Raw genomic sequence first — 17,840 nt, 5'->3', positions numbered from 1 at the left:
TTGCCACCAGTTACGTCACCATACAGGGCATTTTGCCACCAGTTACGTATGCTCACGGAAATTACGCCGCCACTTACGTAACCCCGCACGCATCACACCACCGCTCACGTTAGCTAAAGCAGACCATGCCGCCAGCCGCACAACCCAGCGCATCAAAGAAACTTTCCGCAGACACCCAGCCGTCGATATCGCAGGTCCGAGACAGACGAATGACGACGGGAACATACAAACACACGTATATTCCCGTCGCCATTATCTTTATTACTTGTTTTGTTTAAGCAAAATTCTGTTAATCACTATTTAGCGGCCGCGCTTTGCTTCGAATTCTGTCTAATTCTTTTAATCAACCGCGTTAATTATTTCATAAACAACCGCGTTAATTACTTTATAATCAACCGCGCTTCACTTCATATTCGGAAAGCATCTCAACCCGCGAACGGTGCCGCGAATCCGGATCAAAATTCGTGCCCAGGAATATATCCACAAAACGTTTAACTTCTTCTACGGTATGCTGACGCGCACCAACCGACATCACGTTCGCATTATTATGTTCACGGGCAAGCAATGCAATTTCTTCATTCCATACCAGCGCTGCACGCACACCGTTCACCTTATTCGCCGACATTTGCTCGCCGTTACCAGATCCGCCAATCACAATCCCGAGCGAACCTGGATCTTGCACCACAGCTTCGGCGCAAGCGAAACAAACCGGAGGGTATGCATCGAAACGATCATATTCGTGGTAGCCGTGATCTTTCACTTCCATACCTTTAGCTGAAAGATAAGACACCAATTCATTCTTTAACTCAAAACCTGCATGGTCTGTAGCAATATGTACACGCATGCTCACAGCATAACGTATCTTCCGCACTTAGCGGAACTTACTGCAGCAGGTAGAATAGTTCTCATGAGCAAAATAGATAAGGCTACAGAAAAATTATTAGCACAAGTGGATCCGCAAGTCCGGCCGCAAGATGATCTTTTCCGTTATGTGAACGGAAAGTGGTTTGCCGAAACTGAGATTCCCGCAGATCAGGCAGGAACAGGTTCTTTCCAGGAGTTGCGGAACGAGTCTGAAGATCGTGTACGTGAGATTGTTGAAGAGCTCACCGCAATCGCTGCAGAAACAACCGCCGATACAGAAACAGAAACTGCAGCGCTTTCCGCAGAGCAGCAAAAAATTGCCGACTTGTACACGTCTTTTATGAGCGAAGCTGAAGTTAACGCACAAGGCGTCAGCGCATTGCAGGAAGACTTAAACGAAATTCTGAACGTCCATGAACGGGAACATCTTGCCGTAGTGCTCGGAAAGTTACTCAAAACAGGCGTTGGCGGACCTTTCAGTCTCGATATTAATGCAGATCGCAACAATCCGGAAGAATATATCACCTGGATTTCACAGTCTGGTCTCGGGCTGCCGGATGAAGCTTACTACCGTGAAGAATCATATGCGGAAATTCGCGCAGCTTACCAAGAATTCATTCCAACACTTTACGCGCTTGCATGCGAAGTAGATTCCGACGAAGCTAAGAATGCGGCTGAGCGCATTTTCGATTTCGAGACAAAACTTGCCGCAACCCACTTTGACGTCGTAAAACTGCGCGACGCTGAAGCGACAAACACTGTGCTCACTTTTGATGAATTCATAAAAGGTGCACCCGGTTTTAACTGGGCACCTTGCCTTGAAGCTCTCGGTTTAAATTCTGAAAACGCTCCGCAGCTGCTTGTTTATACTGCGGCCCCATTAACCGAATTTGCTCAGCTCTGGGGGCGGACAAACCTTGAGGATCTGCGTTATTACTTGATTTGGCACACGATTCTTTCCCGTGCTTCGTATCTTTCGGAACCAATAGTACAGGCACATTTCAACTTCTACGGCCGTACACTTACCGGGCGTGAAGAAATGCGTGATCGCTGGAAGCGCGGGGTTGCACTAGTTGATGGCGTGATGGGTGAAGCCGTCGGCAAGGAATATGTTTCTCGTCATTTTCCGCCCGAATACAAAGAACAAATGCAGCAGCTTGTCGATGACTTATTGGCGGCATATGAAGTTTCAATTACGGAACTTGATTGGATGACAGACGAAACTAAGACCAGAGCTTTAGAGAAGCTTTCCAGTTTTGTCACCAAAATCGGGTATCCAACGAAATGGAAAGATTATTCTGCACTCGCGATAAAGCCAAATGATTTAGTCGGCAATATCCGCGCAGCAGCTTCCTTTGCTTGGGATTGCGAGGTTCAAAAGCTCGGCAAGCCGATGGATCGCTCCGAGTGGCATATGTATCCGCAAACAGTGAATGCATACTACAATCCGGTGGCGAACGAAATCGTTTTCCCAGCAGCTATTTTACAGCCGCCTTTCTTTGACCCGAATGCAGATATTGCCTGGAATTATGGCGGTATCGGCGCCGTGATTGGCCATGAAATCGGTCACGGTTTCGATGATCAAGGATCGAAGTACGACGGTACTGGCCGTTTGAATAACTGGTGGACAGATACTGACCGCGCCGAATTTGAGAAACGCACAGCAGCATTAATCGGACAATACGATTCTTACACGCCTTCCCAGTTACCGGCAGATTCTCCGTATCACGTACAGGGCGCACTTACACTCGGTGAGAATATCGGCGATCTTGGCGGCCTGTCGATTGCGCTTAAGGCTTACGATATCGCAATGAAGAGGGCCGGATATGCCGACGGCGCGAAAGGCGCTCCGGAGATTGGCGGTCTAACTGGACTGCAGCGTGTGATTCTTTCCTATGCACACATTTGGCAGGGAAAGTACCGTGACGAAACTGCAATTCAGCTTCTTGCAGTTGATCCGCATTCTCCCGTGGAGTTCCGCTGCAACGGCGTGGTGAAGAATATTGACGCATTCGCTGAAGAATTCGGCCTGCAGGAAGGCGACGGACTGTATCTCGCACCTGAAGAACGCGTACGAATTTGGTAATTTTCCACTGAATAATATGCAGTTGCAGAATGTGCAGTTTTCCAAAAGGTCTGGGAAGTTTTCGGGAATCCGATGTTCAGCTTGCAGATCCTTGCGGTATCAAAAAATGCTGCTGCATATTTATTCCGTGCAGTATTAGCAGTATCAGCAGTATTACGTGTTGTGAAAATATATTAATTATTTGAAAGGAAAATATTTTGCCAGGGCAGAATTTAACCAGAATTGAAGCAGCTGAACGTGCCAAGCTGCTCCAGACCAGCACCTATCATGTAGCACTGGACCTCACCGGTTCTGCGCAGACTTTTGAATCCGTCGCTACAGTGCGTTTTACCTGTAATAATCCGGGAGCAGATAGCTTTATTGATTTAATCGCGCAATCCGTTTCCGAGATTACGCTTAACGGCAAGCCGCTCCCAGTTGAATCCTACGCAGATTCACGCATTCCGCTGCCGAATCTGCAGGCAGAGAACGAACTCATTGTCCGGGCACTATGCGAGTATTCGCATACCGGTGAGGGCTTACACCGGGTAACCGACCCCGCCGACGGAGAAGTCTACCTGTATTCACAGTTTGAAGTAGCAGATTCACGGCGAATGTATGCAGTGTTTGAACAGCCGGACTTGAAAGCTGAATTCACTTTTGCAGTAACAGCTCCCGAGCACTGGCAGGTTTTCTCAGTAGCTCCGACTCCGGAAAAGAACCTTCTTGGCGGAGGCAAAGCACGCTGGGAATTCACCCCAACAGAGCGGATTTCTTCCTACCTCACTTGTTTAGTCGCCGGCCCCTACGAAGGCGTTACCGGCTCGTACACTTCGGTAGACGGCCGTGAAATTCCAATGGGCGTGTATGCCCGCCGTTCGCTTGCGCAATATCTAGACGGCGAAGAAGTAATTGAAATTACGAAACAGGGGATGCCGTTCTACGAAGAGCAGTACCAGCAGCCTTATCCATTCCGCAAGTATGATCAAATTTTTGTTCCGGAATATAATGCCGGCGCAATGGAACATCCAGGCTGCGTGACAATTCTCGATGACTACGTCTTCCGGAACCGCCCAACTCAAGCGCTGGTTGAACGCCGTGCCGTCACCATTCTGCACGAACTTGCGCACATGTGGTTTGGTGATTTTGTCACAATGAAGTGGTGGGACGATTTATGGCTGAATGAATCCTTCGCTGAATATATGAGTCACGTGGCTGCAGCAGAAACTACCCGCTGGAAAGACGCCTGGGTTACATTTAATGCTTCAGAAAAGAGCTGGGCGCAGGCGCAAGATCAGCTTCCGTCAACTCATCCAATTGCTGCAGACATTCGCGATATTGAAGATACGCTGGTAAATTTTGACGGGATTACCTACGGCAAAGGTGCTTCCGTGTTCCAGCAGCTTGTAGCCTATGTTGGTTGGGAAGCATTCGTTGGCGGCGTGGCAAAATATCTTGCAAAGAAAGCATGGGGCAATGCCACTTTGCAAGATTTGCTGGTGGAGCTTGAAACAGCATCAGGCCGCGATTTGAAACAATGGTCGAAACTCTGGCTTGAAGAGTCTGGAATCAACATTCTTCGTCCGGAAATCGAGATGAATGGTGATTCAATCACAAGCTTTGCAATCCGGCAAGAATCCGACGGCCGGGCTTCTTTGCGGCCGCACCGGATTGCAGTAGCAGGATATTCTTTGCTTGATACGCGTTATCAGCAAGTTGCACGTGCTGAACTCGATATTGACGGCGAACTTACCGCAGTACCTGAGTTTGCCGGGATAAAGCGTCCGGATCTGCTTTTGATTAACGACGGAGACTGGGCGTATGCAAAGGTTCGTCTCGATAGCGCTTCAATGGCTCATGCAATTGAAAATATCAACGCATTCGATGACCGCCTTACACGGACGCTAGTTCTTTTCTCAGCCTGGGATATGTGCCGTGACGGTGAAATGCCGGCACACGATTTTGCAGATTTAACATTGCGCGCACTTGAAACTGAAGACCATGGAACTGTGCTGCGCACACTGCTGCGCCAGCTTGCGACAGCCGTAAACCTCTACAGCGACCCAAGTAAGCGTGAATCCCTCCAAGCTCATGTCGGTGATTCTCTGGCAAAGATTTTAGAAACATGTGAGCCGGGATCTGATCGTCAGCTTCAGATTGCGCTTGCAGCTATTGCCGGTGCTGCTGACGCACAAGTTCCGGCCTACGCAAAGTGGCTGCACGATGAAGATGTACCTGCTGGTTTAACAATGGATAATTCAATGCGTTGGGCAGTAATTGAACGTCTTGCCGTCGCTGGAAAGATCACTGCAGCCGAGATAGAAGCTGAACGTTCTGAACGCGATAACACCGCTTCTGGGGCTGCGAGTGCCGCCCAGGCACGCGCAGCGATTTCTGATGCAGCAGCCAAAGCAAACGCATGGGCAGATTTGACTGGCGATAAAGTCACAAATGCTGTTCAGCGTTCTCTTTGCTTAGGTTTTGCGAAAGGCAAATCTGAACTGCTCATTCCATACGTCGATAAGTATTTCGCTGCAGTGGAAGCACAGTGGGAGAATCGCACGAAAGAAATTGCTGAAAATATGATTAGCTATTCTTTCCCGGCCAAGCTTGCAGGACGTACCGATTTAGGTGTAGATCTTGTGGCAGCCGGTAATAAATGGTTGGATGAAAACGCAGCGGCAGCCCCTGCATTGCGCCGTCTCGTGTCAGAAGAAATCGATGGAGCGAAACGTGCGGTACGTGCGCAAGAATGCGATAAAACACATGTAGCTTCGAAGTAGTCTGAAGTATTTCCAAAGTGATTGGGCTGTTGGCGGTAAACATCGTCAACAGCCCAATATTATATAATTTGGCAGATACTCCATACGCCGAAATTAGAATAGATCCTGCCGATACCTGTAAATTATCGAATTCGGATTTCATATTCACTATTTCACAGTATGCAAATATGTATCGGAATCTTTTAAACAACGCCTGTCTTCTGCAGCCGGAATTAGTATCCTTCCGGCACAATTTCAAGTTTTTCCGCAAGTAAATAGTGCAAAGATTCAGCAACTTCTCCGATAATAATCTGCACCATTTTCTTTTGCAGCACAACCGCTGCTGCACCAAGATTACGCAGCATTTGCACATCTATTTCCGCGTTAGAAACAACTTGCACTTCAAGCCGTGAGATTTCAGAATCAATCCCGCAAATGTTTGCATACCCGCCGCAAGCACGCAAAATACCGCGCACGAGCTGCGCGATCTGGTTTTCGTCAGCATATTCAAACATGAATTCAGCAGTCTCTTAATTGATTTTCGAAATTGGTAATCTGCAGCGAGTCTATCCTATAACCTCGTAATCTTTCATCATGGCAGTCCGAACGTTCCGCTGTCTCAATGGATTTTCAGTTTTTCAAATCATCGTTGAACCGGCTCACAAGTGATACTAATCGCGGATTTATCGGTAAGTCTTCGACGAGTACCACTTTCTCTGTTCCGTCGGCAAGCGGTACTTTCCAGTTCGGATATTCCTGATCTGTTCCCGGCTGGTTTTGGGCGCGCCGCTCTCCGACGGCATCTGTTAACGAAACCCCAAGGAGGAGCGATGGCGTGCGTGCAATATATGAATGCATCGCCTCAATGATTTCCCGTTCGGAAGCTGAATCTGCAATCAACCCGTATTCTTGCAGCCGTGCAATTACTTGCTCCCGCTCGCGTTCAGCATCTGCACGTGTCTCTTCTTCCGAGAGTTCAAGTAATCCGAGCTTAGCACGCAAATCCACATGTTCTTGCGCCAAATATCCGGCTGCTGGCGGGAGATCATGTGTATCGACAGTCGCAAACACGCCCTGCCGGTACTGATCGGCGTGCAGCGGTGAACCGTCAGCAGCTTTTTCAAACCAAAATACTGATGTGCCAAGGATTCCACGCTCATTCAGATAGCCGCGAACCCACGGCTCAACAGTGCCTAAATCTTCACCTATCAGGACAGCACCTGCACGGTGCGCCTCAAGTAACATTATGCCAACCATTGCTTCATGGTCGAAATTAACATAGGCTCCGTCTTTTGCAGAATTTCCGTCTGGAATCCACCATAGCCGGAACAGACCCATCACGTGATCTACCCGAAGTGCACCGGCGTGACGCAGCACAGTGCGGACCATATCGCGTAACGGAGTGTAACTCATTTCCTCTAAAGCAGCAGGGTTCCATGGCGGCTGACTCCAGTTCTGCCCCTGCTGGTTATACATATCCGGCGGCGCCCCCACACCGATTCCTTTGGCAAACGCCTGCGGGATACTCCAAGTATCTGCACCTTCTGGATGTACCCCAACGGCTAAATCGTGGCAAATTCCGTAGCGCATCCCTGCATCTTTTGCATGCTCCTGGGCTGCGGCAAGCTGCTGATCCATAATCCACTGCAGCCACGCCCAAAATTCTGTCCGCGGTGCAAGCTCACGTCGAATCTGGTTGACCGCAAGCGAGTTAATATCGCAAAACTTTTCCGGAATCATACCGTCGTATTTTTCATAAATGGCACACCAAAGTGCGAAATTTTCCAGTCCTGCCCCTTCGAGCTGTTTGAATTTCGTAAATTGCCGCTGCCGAGAATACGAACGCGGTGCACGGAAAATAACTTCGAGCGCTTCCCGCTTTGCTTTCCATGACGCATCACGGTCAATTAGTTTATTTTGCAGCGAAAAAGTTTTACTTTCTCTCCAGCCCAGTCCACTAGCGCCCGTTCAGCGGCAGGAAGATAAGCTGCTTCGGGAATATCTTCTGGCCGAATGTAGATTGGGTTGAAAAAACGACGAGTAACCGGCAAGTAAGGCGAGGGGTCATCACGCCGGTCGGTTCCGCGGCATGCAGCGGATTGATTAACACAAAATCTGCTTTCATATCGCCGAAAATTGCACAAGTTTCCGTTAGATCCCGCAAGTCCCCGATTCCCCACGATTCACGTGAACGTACCGAGTAAAGTTGTTCCATCATCCCCCAGATGCGATTTTTTCCCGAATGATAGAGCATGTCTATTGCCGGAAGTCTGTTCGGGACGCCAATAAGTGTTGCCGTATGATGTGTCCCGTTATCCGTGCCTTCATTTATGTATGCGTGCAGTTTGTGATATCCCAAAGCTAAACCGGGAGGAATTACAAAAGAAGCCTGGCCGATAAGCGTACCGTCAATTTCGCGCGGCAATGTGAAATCTTCGCACTGCTGCAGGCCAATCCATCCTCCGTCTTCAAGCTCTGCGGCAAGGCGCACTGCGGATCCGTGCGGCAGGTGGACTTGTACCCGAGTCTCTTGAGAATTGCGTGCAATAACTACGGCCGGCAGCACACGATACCAATGACGCATTTCACGATATTCAATTGCTGATTCGATTGTTGCATCAGAAATATTTTCCACTCCCATTGCACCAAGCACTTTAATCAGAGTTTCAGCCGGAACAGTTTTTTCACATCCGTCAAATCCCCAAAATTCTGTCGCCACACCGTAAGCATGTGCAAGCCGCCGCAATCCTGCAATATTCGAAATAGCCACCGCTGCAAGCTCCTTTGCTGATTAATAATTTCCATAGCACGAAAACAAATCTTAAAATATTGATAAAAGTTCAAGCACCGCTTGAAGAGATCCAACTTCAACAGATTAAGAAATATTTTCAACACGTCGAAACAGCCAAAAAATAACTCCTCTAACTGCCCATAATGTTAGTGAATTTTGCAATATCTTGGTAGTTCGAGATATATCTCTGTAAGAATTTTATGGCAGAGCACTCATTTATTCTATATATGGCGAGTCAATATTTGGAATATCTGCTGCCTGCGAAACAGTTACTTTCCGCGTGATTACAAAGAATATCGGCTGATATTTTGAAGTAAATCAATTGAATAGCGAAAAACACTGATGTGCAGAAAAGGACTGGTGAAAAAATTATGCAAGAAATTAGTGCAATACCTAAGTACTATACCGAGCCATTAGCTTCGGTTCTGAACACACTTCGCCTAGTAAAAGTCGGTGCGAGACAGTATCGCGGATCGAATTTACGCCATATCTCTGATCGCGTGTACGGCGGTCAAGTATTCGCACAGGCAGTTATCGCCGCAGCAGACACACTCGAAATCGGAAGCAAAGAAACCCTGGATGCGCCGCGCCAAATACACTCAATCACTGCCGCATTTCTGCGTCCCGGAGCAGTTACCGCCCCGATTCAAATCGATGTTGAAGATGTACTTGATGGGAATTCTTTTTCAACACGAAGAGTGTATGCTTTTCAAAATGGAAAAACGATATTCTCTGCCCGGGCTTCTTTCCAGGAAAATCAAAACGGGATGGAGCATGCAAGCAAAATGCCGGACGCTCCCGACCCGCAAACGCTCGAATCTTCAGCAGATTTCTTTGCTTCGGTAGATTTTCCTGCCGCAAAACATCTCCACAGATACAATGCGATAGATATGCGCCATGCGGACGGACCGATTTGGGTCAAACCACAGTCAAATCTGTCTGCGGAAACAAAAATCTGGTTTAAACTTCGCTCCCCGATGGCGCTCGGTTCCACACAAACTTTGCATCGTGCAATACTTGCATACGCCACAGACCAGTTCATGCTTGAACCGATTTTACGCGCACACGGTCAATATTGGATGAACCCAAAGCTATCGTTAGCAACACTTGATCACGCGATTTGGTGGCATCGAGATGTGGATATGTCTGAATGGATTCTTGCTGAGCTATCTTCTCCATCTGCACAGGGCGGGCGCGGCTTGAGCGTAGCGAAGTTTTTCCAAAAAGGAGCACATATCGCCACAATGGCGCAAGAGGGCATGATTCGCTGCCGTGATTGATTCCGGTTAGAAATGCAGCATGATTAGTGCTGTGTTCCAGCTGCTGCATTATTTGCAGATCAGTTCGAAAATACTGTCTGATTCAAATCGTTTTTCTATTTTACTAATAGCGGTCAGCAAGAGTAATGTTTCAAAACTGGAAACTACAAGTAAACGAGTAAATCCGAGTAATAGTAAAAACGTAAAGGAAAAAGCATGAGCTTACTCTTCGAAAAAATCACAGATCCGGCACGCCGCCGTCTCGGTACAGCTGCATTAGTTGGGGTAATTGCTGGTATTGTTTCAGCAATCGTGAAGTTCGGATGGGAGGTTCCATTTCCGCCCCGTACCCCGGAACGCAATGCGACAAATCCTCCGCAGACGATGCTTGAATGGTTTGGGATGAGCGCAGAGCAGTCGCACACTACGGTCACTTTTAACGGCAACGACGGCCCAATCTATTCCTTTATGGTGCATTTTGCTTTTGCGATTGCTGTTGCACTGATTTATTGCCTGATTGCCGAATATTGGGCTGGAATAAAACTTTGGCAAGGAGCTGTTTTCGGAATTCTCGTCTGGATTGGCGCCCACCTGTTTTTGATGCCGATACTTGGATGGGTTCCATCTCCATTCCCCTGGGTTGCAGGAGGTCAAACTTGGGCAGAACATTTCTCTGAACTGTTTGGGCATATTATTTGGATGTGGTCTATTGAGATTATTCGGCGTGATTTGCGTAACCGGATTACCAAAGAACCAGATCCGGAAGTTTCCTTGGAGGTTTCCGCTTCCCGCGCAGTTTGATTTTTAAATCTGCGGATTCTGCGGATTGCAGTAAAGTGCGGGTGTGCCGTTATCAGATTCTGGCACACCCGCACTTTAATTTATCAGCTGATAGAAAGTCAGCTGATAAAAATTATTTTCCGTCCAGCTTCGCAGCCGTATTCGCAACAGCGGCTTCTGCTGCAGCTCGTTCATCGCTATTCAACAGGTATTCTCGCAGCGGCCCTTCAAGATCTTGCACAGAGCGGTCATTTGGGTGGCGAATAATATGTGTAATCGCTAACCCTGCAGCTCCGACAAAAATTATCCCCGCAAGCGCCAAAATGGCTACTGCAATGTAATAGATGATGGTCATTTTCAGCTTCTATCGTTCAGATGGAGCTGCAGTTATCCAAGATTTTAAATCCAGAAACTGCAGCGTCTATTATTCACAGAATTTTACCGGATTGAATCGAGTACCGTTTTTAGTGCTCGATTTTTACCTGTTCCGTTTTAATCTCGAGTGAGTTTTCGGTATGCCATCGATGACGGACGCGCCGCCTCAGCGCCCAAACGCTCAATTTTGTTCTTTTCATAGGATTCGAAGTTACCTTCAAACCAGTACCAGTTGTAAGGTTCTGCTTCGGTACCTTCCCAGGCAAGGATATGTGTAGCTACTCGATCCAGGAACCAGCGGTCGTGGGTAATTACCACAGCACAGCCCGGGAATTGCAATAACGCATTTTCTAAGGAACTGAGTGTTTCCACATCAAGATCATTCGTCGGTTCATCAAGGAGGATCAAATTTCCGCCTTGTTTGAGCGTAAGTGCAAGATTTAACCGGTTGCGTTCCCCTCCCGAAAGCACTCCCGAAGGTTTTTGCTGATCAGCACCTTTGAAACCGAATGCAGAAACATATGCGCGGGACGGCATTTCGACATTACCAACCTGGATATAGTCAAGCCCGTCAGATACAACTTCCCAAACGTTCTTATTTGGGTCGATTCCGGCGCGGTTTTGATCCACATACGAGAGCTTCACCGTCTCGCCAATCTTCAAATCGCCGCCGTTGAGCGGTTCAAGCCCGACGATTGTTTTGAAAAGAGTAGTTTTCCCTACGCCGTTCGGACCGATAATCCCGACGATGCCGTTACGCGGCAGGGAGAAAGAAAGATTTTTAATCAGTGTGCGCTCTCCGAAACCTTTTTCAAGATTTGTAGCTTCAAGCACCAGATTTCCTAAACGCGGCCCGGGCGGAATCTGAATTTCTTCAAAATCGAGCTTCCGTGTCCGCTCCGCCTCCGCTGCCATCTCTTCATACCGCTGCAAACGAGCTTTCGACTTCGCTTGGCGCCCTTTAGCAGAAGTCCGCACCCATTCAAGTTCTTCTTTCAGGCGCTTCTTCAGCTTTTCGTCTTTCTTTCCCTGAACCTGCAAACGTTCCTGTTTCTTCTGCAGATAGGTAGAATAGTTTCCTTCATATGGATAGAGCTGGCCGCGATCGACTTCCGCAATCCACTGCGCCACGTGATCAAGGAAGTACCGATCGTGAGTCACAGCAATTACAGCACCAGGATATTTTGCCAAATGCTGTTCGAGCCATTCAACAGATTCAGCGTCCAAGTGGTTGGTCGGCTCGTCGAGAAGCAGCAAATCCGGAGCTTCCAGCAAGAGTTTGCACAACGCTACTCGGCGCCGTTCACCGCCGGAGAGTACATTCACCGGTGTTTCCGGAGGCGGACAGCGTAACGCATCCATTGCCTGATGCAGCTGCGAATCGAGATCCCATGCATTTGCAGTGTCGATTTCTGTTTGCAGCTTGCCCATTTCATCCATCAGCGCATCGAAATCCGCATCTGGATCCGCCATTAATACACCAATTTCATTGAAGCGTTCAATTTTCGCGAACATATCGCCAGCCGCTTCCTGAACGTTTTCAAGTACTGTCTTGTCTTCGCTGAGCGGCGGTTCCTGCAATAGAATGCCGACAGAGTACCCGGGGTAAGCCGTGCTTCACCGTTTGAAGCTTCGTCAAGACCTGCCATAATCTTCAAAATAGTAGACTTACCTGCACCATTCGGACCCACCATACCGATTTTTGCACCAGGTAAAAACGCCATCGTTACATCGTTGAGGATAACTTTATCGCCAACAGTTTTGCGCGCACGCACCATAGAATAAATGTATTCGGCCACGTTTCTCCGATTCTCATAGCTGTTAAATTTCACGGTTCTACGCGGATTTTTCGAAATTTCAATAATTTTCGCGAAAAATCACGATATATCCTGAGAAAAATCTCAGAAAAATAAGCTCGCGCAGAACGCATCTCCATATACAAGCCTAACCAGAAAAGCAGAGCTTTCAAAGCTAAAACTTTCCCAAATCAGTCACTTATCGTGTCCGCACACGGCACAGGAAAATCCACTAACCAATTAACATAATTCTCCATTCCCGGATTTGGCAGCTGCAATCGGCTTAGCTAATATTTTTGCACAGTAATTCTGATTGCGTTATACACTAACAGGCTGTTTTTCTTCCGGTGCCGGTTTGACTTCAGATTCAAATTGCAAATCCGATTCCGGTTCTTCTGCAGCTGGTATATTTTCACTCGCCCACGGGTCATGAATTTCAGTATCCGCAAGGAGCGGACTTGTATTCGGAATATCAATCTCACCGGTAAGCGGATTAATCTTGCCGGTTTCGATTCCTGCATTTTGGATGTCAGGCGGGTTTGGATGTACACTTCCGCCGCGCATATAGTTCGCCACTCCGATACTAATTTCAATGCCAACAGCATCTGCCAAAATAACTTGACTTGTGCGTGTTTCTTTTTCTTTCGTGAGGAAAGTTCGAGAGGTTAGTTTTCCCCGAACAAGCAGCGGCGTCCCTTTCTTCACGCACGAAGAAATATTCTCCGCCAATCTCCCAAAAGCACGTACCGAATACCATGCTGTTTCGCCATCTTTATACTGACCAGTTTTTCTGCTGTAGCTTCGCGGAGTTACACCAACATTCAATACTGCTGAGATATTATTGCTGTTGCTGGTGTTATTTGCACTTTCAGTGTCGCTAGATCCATTGCGGTAGATGGTTGGATCTGCTCCAACCCAACCGCGAATAGTTACTATTGTGTCGTTAATCGCCATGATTTTCCCCTTGTTGCCGACGGTTTTTCTACAACGATATTCTGACAAAATTGCAAATTTTCACTGAAAATACAGAAATATCTGTGGATTAGCCTGACACTTTCTTTCACTGTGGACAAAACTAAAAGAAATATTTCTTTTACGAATATCAACAAACTGAAAATAAATCTCACGTCCCCGCAGACAATCAAAACACCAGTCATGCAAGTCCGCTAATCCCGCAATCCGTCGGGATAAAAATCTGCGGCTTAACGATTTAATAAATTAACAGCGCGGTTATAACGGCAAATAACTTCACACGGAATATCAATCAGCTGCTCTTGTACAATACGATCAATCTCGCGCTGCAATTCCTGCTCATATTTATTCGCCGCTATTTTCGCAGCTTTCCGCACCCGGAAATGCCCGCACAGACAAATAATCACACTAAACGCAACCGCAATCCCGACCGCAGCAGCCCGACCAATTACCGAAGCGAATGGCACCCCAATTACCGCACTCAAAACGCCGAAAACTGCCAGCACCCCAGCCAGCAGCACCCCAAACCAAAATGGTTTCCGTGAAATACTTGGAAGCGCAGCAGCAGCATAAACTTCCCCAATACGACGGCGAATCTGATCAGCACCCGGAATCGATTCCAACACAAAATCGGCCCAACGTTTTGGCAATTCCGCAGTAACACGCTCCGTCCAAGCATCATGAATCGCTGCCGAAAGTGTTGCAGCTGGCTGCATTGGAGCACAGAGCGCCGTCGGGGAAAATGAATTACCGGCATGTGCGATCTGCTCAAGAACCACCGGCACACCGGAAGCACGCATTATTTGCGCAGCAACATCAGACTTACCCTGCACAATCCGATCCAGCGGAATCAAATCTGATTCGACAGCGGTTTGCAGCAAACCTGAAGCCCGATCTACTTGTGAAGCGGCAGTGAGCAAATTCGTTGAAGGAGTCTGCACCGCTGCCCGTAAATGCTTCCGCAGCGGATCCAGCCCGCTGCGTTCCAGTGCCGAAATTGGATAGACCGGAACTTCACCAAGCCCATCTAATGCGAGCAGCCTCCGGAAATCATCCATCAACGCCGGCACCTGCTCAGGCAGCACCGTATCGATATGATTCATTACCGCAATCATCTGCCGCGAACGGCCCTGCATATTCTCCAGATAATCACGATGCAGCAAATAATCAGCATACTTTTGCGGATCAACCACCCAGATCAGCACATCCAGCATTGGCATCAATCGTGCAACAGTAAGTGAATTCGTAAATTTCACTGAATCATAATCCGGTAAATCGAGAAGTATCAGGCCTGTTAATTCCGCAGATGCAGGTGTGAGAATCGAACTATGCACAATTCGACGATTTGTATCAATATCAAGATAGTTCAGCAGCCCGTCGGCATCTGCACACCAAGTACAGGCGGCAGCACGCTCAGTAGTCGGGCGGATTTCACCGGCGTCGGCAAAATCGAGATTCGTAAGCGCATTGAAAAGCGTAGATTTTCCCGACCCAGTGCCTCCCACTAGTGCCGCAACAGTAAACTCGGCGCCAAGCTGCGCACGCTCCTCCACTCGATCCAAATCAGCAGATACCTGCGTAAGAAGATGCTCATCAACAGCACCTTCGGAAATTTGCATAAATTCGCGTAAACTCCCAATGCGTTTATAGAGTCTGCGCGGACTCAGTTTATCTTCGGATTCTAAAAGTTTATACATCTCATCACCCCGCTTATCCAGCTCTTATATAATCCTTATCCCCGCTTCTATTCCCTGCAGCAGCTTCCTGCACCTTAAATAACCGCAGTTTTATTTGCTGCCGCAATATTTAAACTCTGTTTGTAAATTCTGCCGCACGAAGCTTTAAAGCTGTCGTATCTGGAATATGCACCTGATCGAGAGTTGCAAGATACTCCCCTACCAACATTTCAACTGCCTGTTTTGCGCTTGCGGCAAGAATCTTCCGCGCCTGCCGCACATCACTTTCTAAACCAAATTGCACCGCCAGTTTTGAAACACCGGCAACTCCGCCGGCTGCTGCGCCAATGAACGCTGCGGTTCCTGCCGGTGAAAGCCACTTATTTTGTTTGCAGCTCAAAGCAAGACTATACACGGCTGTTTTCCAACGTTTGAGCGCCTGTTTCGAAAGCGAATCGGGATTAACTCTTTCGTGAGCTTCTTTTACAAACTTTTCTGTTGTCACAACGTCATTTTCCCATTCAGCTTCAATTCGAGTCCGCGTACTGATCAGCGCCTGAAGCAGTGCCGACTGCACCCCGGCAGCTACGGAGTCAAACAGCGTCACAAACGCATTGTCGCGGAGTTTACGTTTATTTTGCGAACTCTGAAAGAGATTCGGATTTTTCCCTGCAGCTGCAGCCATTTGCGCCAGCGTTCCGCCGGTAGATGCTAACGCGAGCCACGAAGCTGCCGGAGCGCCTTGCCCGAAACGCCCCGCACGCACATTCCCGGTAAGTTTTTCAAGCGGGGAGACGCTAGCCTCAATAGCTTTATCTTTTAAATCAGTGAGTGCGTTTGCTTGGGCTTCAATCCCGTCGGCAATAATTGTCAGTTCATTTCGCAAAGCCGGAATTAATGCGTCAGTTGTCCGTTCAGCAACAAGCTCGCTCAATTTGGTTTGCGCAAGCAATGCTAACCAATTTTTTAATTCAGCGACGGACCCATCGGGGAGCAAACCGCGCATCGGAGAATGATCTGGAACTAAGAAAAGAGGTGTCCCGGCAAGATTCACAGTAATTAAGCGTTTGCGGATGTCTTCGCGAACTGCAAGATTTGCACGCTGCGGGAGCCGATTCAATACGACGGCACAAGTAAGACCGCGCTGATTTGCAAGTTCAAGAGTCTGCCATGCTTTTGCATCACCATATCGTGAAGCTGTAGTAGTAAAAATCCAGAGATCTGCAGATTCAAGCAACCGCCGTGAAATCTCTTGATTATCTTCGTTTACTGTGTCAAAATCGGGCGCATCTACCAGCGCAATCCCAGCAACTGCATTTTCAGACAGAACAACATCAGCAAACTTTGCCAATGGGTGATGCATAATCGTATTTTGATCTTGCGGATGCACAGCGAGAATCGGGCGTGTAGTTGTCGGACGAATAACTGAAGCTGCTGTGATTTCTTCACCAAGCAGCGAATTCACTAATGTAGATTTTCCCGTCCCTGATGAGCCGCCGAATACAACGATAGCGGGAAACTCCTGTGCTGCGAATTGCGGGAGTATCCGCGTTTGCAATTGTGTTAAGAGTGTTTTCTGCGATTCTAAAAGTTCCCGCGAACCTGGCATTACAAGCGGGAAATCAACTTCTTTCAACGTCGCAATAGTGGCAGATGTGAGCTCGGCAAGTGCCCGATTTTTGTATTTCACTTGATTAACTCACCTGACCTTTAGAAGTGTCTATCCTCGGAGGATTGCGAAAAATTGTTAGAACAAAATAAAGTGCGGAAAAATGTGTTAACCGCCGGCACACCGAATATTTTTCAGCGTTCAATATCACAGTAAATTATTCTCGAATGAGAATGTCAAAACCATTCTTATTCTAACCAACTTATTGTATTTTGCCGCATTCACAGAATCCAGCTCTCCCCGCTCTTTGCAGTACTGCGGGTATTCTTCAGCACTGCCGGCTCGATTTCTTACTGCCATAACTATTTTGCAATCATCGCAAACCTTTTAGCTGCCGAAGTAAATTTTCGGCACATAACTAAACCTCGCACGGCAGCATCATATTTAAAATTTTCAAAATACTTTTTGGCAGATTTTTAAAGTTGTTAACTCTTTGAGTTTTTGCTTTTGCCCGTCAATATGTAAAGTTAGTTCAGGCGCAAATTTAAAATCGGCGCCGAAACACGCCTCCATAGCTCAATGGATAGAGCAACGGCCTTCTAATCCGTAGGTTGCCCGTTCGAGTCGGGCTGGGGGCACTTCACCCGCGTAATCGGCACAGTATACTTATCTAAAATCTGATACGGTTCAATCTCGAAAATCGATTATGAAAGATCACGCTTAAATATACTGAAAATAAAACGATATTTCACGAACACCGCCGCAAACAGCACAAAACCAAACCAAATAAAAAATAATTAACCGCATATTTGCATCATCCGGATCACGGCCCTATGATACATACACGTAGACACGGACCTTGCGAATCTCTGCCGTTCTACCGCAAATATT

The 17,840-nt window shown here is 47.7% G+C and carries 11 protein-coding genes, 1 tRNA gene and 2 pseudogenes; 5 read left to right on the top strand and 9 right to left on the bottom strand.

The features are described 5' to 3' along the window. Positions 1-42: 42 nt before the first annotated feature. Both RQN30_RS10925 and RQN30_RS10920 read right to left on the bottom strand, forming a co-directional pair. Positions 43-225, bottom strand: coding sequence for a hypothetical protein (locus RQN30_RS10925; RefSeq protein ID WP_353060505.1), 183 nt, complete (start codon positions 223-225; stop codon positions 43-45). Positions 226-391: 166 nt separating this feature from the next. Continuing rightward, positions 392-844, bottom strand: a complete 453-nt coding sequence (locus RQN30_RS10920) for a ribose-5-phosphate isomerase (RefSeq protein WP_353061845.1) — start codon at positions 842-844, stop codon at positions 392-394. 63 nt (positions 845-907) lie between these two features. Between RQN30_RS10920 and RQN30_RS10915 the strand changes: the two genes are divergently transcribed. Together RQN30_RS10915 and pepN are read left to right on the top strand one after the other, a co-directional pair. Continuing rightward, the gene (locus RQN30_RS10915) at positions 908-2,950 is read left to right on the top strand and encodes a M13 family metallopeptidase (protein WP_353060504.1); all 2,043 of its coding nucleotides are present in this window, start codon (positions 908-910) and stop codon (positions 2,948-2,950) included. Positions 2,951-3,147: 197 nt separating this feature from the next. Then, positions 3,148-5,712, top strand: a complete 2,565-nt coding sequence (gene pepN / locus RQN30_RS10910; protein WP_353060503.1) for an aminopeptidase N — start codon at positions 3,148-3,150, stop codon at positions 5,710-5,712. Between the two features lie 212 nt (positions 5,713-5,924). Here the strand turns inward: pepN and RQN30_RS10905 are convergent, their stop codons facing one another. Both RQN30_RS10905 and malQ read right to left on the bottom strand, forming a co-directional pair. Further along, on the bottom strand, positions 5,925-6,206 hold the full coding sequence (locus RQN30_RS10905; protein WP_353060502.1) for a PTS sugar transporter subunit IIB: 282 nt from the start codon (positions 6,204-6,206) through the stop codon (positions 5,925-5,927). A gap of 115 nt (positions 6,207-6,321) precedes the next feature. Beyond that, positions 6,322-8,461: pseudogene (malQ, locus tag RQN30_RS12630) on the bottom strand (4-alpha-glucanotransferase). Between the two features lie 392 nt (positions 8,462-8,853). On the opposite strand from malQ, the gene RQN30_RS10890 reads away from it, so the two are divergent. Together RQN30_RS10890 and RQN30_RS10885 are read left to right on the top strand one after the other, a co-directional pair. After that, a complete protein-coding gene (locus RQN30_RS10890) occupies positions 8,854-9,762 on the top strand; it encodes an acyl-CoA thioesterase (protein WP_353060500.1) in 909 nt (302 codons plus the stop codon). 195 nt (positions 9,763-9,957) lie between these two features. After that, complete coding sequence (locus RQN30_RS10885) at positions 9,958-10,542, top strand: YagU family protein (RefSeq protein ID WP_353060499.1); 585 nt, start codon at positions 9,958-9,960, stop codon at positions 10,540-10,542. 112 nt (positions 10,543-10,654) lie between these two features. Here the strand turns inward: RQN30_RS10885 and RQN30_RS10880 are convergent, their stop codons facing one another. The 5 genes and pseudogenes from RQN30_RS10880 to RQN30_RS10860 form a co-directional block, all read right to left on the bottom strand. After that, positions 10,655-10,876 carry a hypothetical protein gene (locus RQN30_RS10880; RefSeq protein WP_353060498.1) on the bottom strand — a complete coding sequence of 74 codons (222 nt, stop codon included), beginning with the start codon at positions 10,874-10,876 and terminating at the stop codon, positions 10,655-10,657. Positions 10,877-11,013: 137 nt separating this feature from the next. Next, positions 11,014-12,695: pseudogene (gene ettA / locus RQN30_RS10875) on the bottom strand (energy-dependent translational throttle protein EttA). Positions 12,696-13,010: 315 nt separating this feature from the next. Beyond that, positions 13,011-13,646 carry a single-stranded DNA-binding protein gene (locus RQN30_RS10870; protein WP_353060497.1) on the bottom strand — a complete coding sequence of 212 codons (636 nt, stop codon included), beginning with the start codon at positions 13,644-13,646 and terminating at the stop codon, positions 13,011-13,013. Between the two features lie 248 nt (positions 13,647-13,894). Next, the gene (locus RQN30_RS10865; RefSeq protein ID WP_353060496.1) at positions 13,895-15,361 is read right to left on the bottom strand and encodes a GTPase; all 1,467 of its coding nucleotides are present in this window, start codon (positions 15,359-15,361) and stop codon (positions 13,895-13,897) included. Positions 15,362-15,470: 109 nt separating this feature from the next. Continuing rightward, entirely contained in the window at positions 15,471-17,030 is a 1,560-nt protein-coding gene (locus RQN30_RS10860; RefSeq protein WP_353060495.1) for a GTPase, read from the bottom strand. A gap of 484 nt (positions 17,031-17,514) precedes the next feature. On the opposite strand from RQN30_RS10860, the gene RQN30_RS10855 reads away from it, so the two are divergent. Then, positions 17,515-17,587, top strand: a tRNA-Arg gene (locus tag RQN30_RS10855). The last annotated feature ends 253 nt before the right edge of the window (positions 17,588-17,840 follow it).

Origin of the sequence: Arcanobacterium hippocoleae (assembly GCF_040360365.1) — a bacterium.
Classification (GTDB): domain Bacteria; phylum Actinomycetota; class Actinomycetes; order Actinomycetales; family Actinomycetaceae; genus Arcanobacterium_A; species Arcanobacterium_A hippocoleae_A.
This window is presented reverse-complemented; position numbering and strand designations above follow the sequence as displayed.

Excerpts from the sequence above, each read along its gene's own strand:
- RQN30_RS10925 (WP_353060505.1), bottom strand. The coding sequence starts at position 225 with ATGTTCCCGTCGTCATTCGTCTGTCTCGGACCTGCGATATCGACGGCT.
- RQN30_RS10920 (WP_353061845.1), bottom strand. The coding sequence starts at position 844 with ATGCGTGTACATATTGCTACAGACCATGCAGGTTTTGAGTTAAAGAAT.
- RQN30_RS10915 (WP_353060504.1), top strand. The coding sequence starts at position 908 with ATGAGCAAAATAGATAAGGCTACAGAAAAATTATTAGCACAAGTGGAT.
- RQN30_RS10905 (WP_353060502.1), bottom strand. The coding sequence starts at position 6,206 with ATGTTTGAATATGCTGACGAAAACCAGATCGCGCAGCTCGTGCGCGGT.
- RQN30_RS10890 (WP_353060500.1), top strand. The coding sequence starts at position 8,854 with ATGCAAGAAATTAGTGCAATACCTAAGTACTATACCGAGCCATTAGCT.
- RQN30_RS10885 (WP_353060499.1), top strand. The coding sequence starts at position 9,958 with ATGAGCTTACTCTTCGAAAAAATCACAGATCCGGCACGCCGCCGTCTC.
- RQN30_RS10880 (WP_353060498.1), bottom strand. The coding sequence starts at position 10,876 with ATGACCATCATCTATTACATTGCAGTAGCCATTTTGGCGCTTGCGGGG.
- RQN30_RS10870 (WP_353060497.1), bottom strand. The coding sequence starts at position 13,646 with ATGGCGATTAACGACACAATAGTAACTATTCGCGGTTGGGTTGGAGCA.
- RQN30_RS10865 (WP_353060496.1), bottom strand. The coding sequence starts at position 15,361 with ATGTATAAACTTTTAGAATCCGAAGATAAACTGAGTCCGCGCAGACTC.